Source organism: Winslowiella iniecta (genome assembly GCF_001267535.1).
Classification (GTDB): Bacteria; Pseudomonadota; Gammaproteobacteria; order Enterobacterales; family Enterobacteriaceae; genus Erwinia; species Erwinia iniecta.
In genome coordinates this window covers 1-2,025 of sequence record NZ_JRXE01000056.1, presented here as the reverse complement: position 1 = coordinate 2,025, position 2,025 = coordinate 1, and the positions used below count along the sequence as shown (strand labels likewise).

The window sequence follows — 2,025 nt, the reverse complement described above, 5'->3', positions numbered from 1 at the left end:
GGAGGAGAGATTCGAACTCTCGAACGGTTTCCCGTCGCCGGTTTTCAAGACCGGTGCCTTCAGCCACTCGGCCACCCCTCCGCAGACTCTATTACTAAAGTCACCCGAAACGCTGTTAAACACTGCTTAGCTCTTCAGGATGCGTAGCAGTGTAATGGGTTGATTGTTGAAGAGCAACAGGCAAATTGCTCTAAAATGACTGTTCGCCGAAATTGTGCACAGATCGCTTATATTTTAATGGCTTATGGTGGAAAAAGCAGCCTTTATCGGCAGTCAGACCTTTTAACAGGCAGGACAGCAGCATAAGCTGGCGTCCTGCCGCGAAGAAAATCACTTTCCCAAGTAGAGTCAATGAAAGAGAGAAATCAGTTTTTGCAACTCAGGGCAGTAAACGTGCTGTCTTCATTTTTCTCCTGAGTGCCGCTCAGAAAAACAATAGTATCCTCGACCGACGCTAAAAGAGTCGCGGTGTGGTCAGCTGCCGAATAAACCTTGTACGACAGATTAGCCCCATCCGCACACATTTTTTGCTGCAGGGCGAGTTGCATATTGGTGGGGACGTCAGTATCGCTGCCACCAATTGAAAGAAAAAGCGGAATTTCAGTTTTGAATGGCGGATAGGCTATTTTTTCAAGCAGCAGCTGATTACCAAATGCCTTGCGATTTACAATTTCATTTAGCTCAGACTTGTTGATGGTGGCCTCACGCACTAAATCGTCAACGCAGTAATTTCCGTATGTCCTGACAAACTGCTTTCCTTTCGCACTAAAGACATCATCTTCAGGAAGATCGGCTCCCAGCTGACTGGCAGAATTCAACAAATAGGTGACATAGCTGACCACTTCAGCCGATCCAGTTTTATCCGATGCCAGAAAACGGAGCGTCTTAGGTGTTATATAGGGCGCTCCGGAACTTGACGCGCCAGTAATATGCAGTGCAGGCGCATACTTTTGAGCATAGAGCGCTGTCGCAATCGTTGCCGCCCCACCCTCGGACCAACCATGAAGCACAATCGTGTTTTGTAAGCCCAATTCAGCAGCCAGGCTTGCCTTAAGTAAGTCTAATACGCTGTAGGCTAAGGATTTTGGCTCTAAATACGGGTGAATACCTGGCATTCCCAACCCCTGATAATCCGCAGCAACCACAGCATATCCTGCGGCAATCCAACTACTGATTACCACTTTTGACGGCTGATCCGGGCCTGTCCAGGAAGGGGCGCAGCGATCGGCTATACCGGTCGTGCCATGTTGCCAACTGACCACCGGCCAGCCATTTTTGGGGGGATTTCCCGCAGGTAAGAATATGATTCCCGAATTGATTCTGACTTTACTATTAACGCCGTCTGTCGCGGTATAAAAAACTTTATAAACCTCATCAGCGTTAGTGATTGCATATTTACCTTCGACTCTGGTTTTTTTCAAAATTTTCCCGGCAGCTTGTGTGGGAAAATCAGAAGCAGAGTAATCCTCTGATAATAACCGGTCACCGCTATCGGGCGAAACGGCTATAGCAGATGCAGTCAGACTGGAAAACACGAAAAGGGTTGCCACATTCAGAATTCGAATCATATTGATATTCATGTTGTACCCCATCAATAAACTGTCACGCTCAGTCTTTGATAAAACACATTATCCATCAATAGCTTTTATAATGAGAAAGCAGATAAGCCAGCCAGCAATCAAACACTTGAGCTGTAAAATTAAAGAGAGTCAGGCTACCGCTTTGATGAACATCACAAAAGCCCAAATACTGAGTAAGAGGTCAATGACTACTGCAAGTGTCGCGACGACGGGCAGCTAATAATAACTTAAAGAGATCGTGTGACAAATCCATCAAAGAAAAACGATTTTGTGACTGAACAGTCAAAGAAAACATTAAGAAAATCTTTAAAGAGAGGTTATTACTTGATTTGGGATATGACTACCAGCAGAACGCTAAGAGAAGATGGCGGAGGAGGAGAGATTCGAACTCTCGAACGGTTTCCCGTCGCCGGTTTTCAAGACCGGTGCCTTCAGCCACTCGGCC

At 46.3% G+C, this 2,025-nt stretch carries 1 protein-coding gene; it reads right to left on the bottom strand.

Going from position 1 to position 2,025, the window contains the following annotated elements; translation table 11 throughout:
* Window positions 1-365: 365 nt before the first annotated feature.
* Window positions 366-1,580 carry a lipase family protein gene (locus tag NG42_RS21520; RefSeq protein ID WP_052903060.1) on the bottom strand — a complete coding sequence of 405 codons (1,215 nt, stop codon included), beginning with the start codon at window positions 1,578-1,580 and terminating at the stop codon, window positions 366-368.
* Window positions 1,581-2,025: the final 445 nt, after the last annotated feature.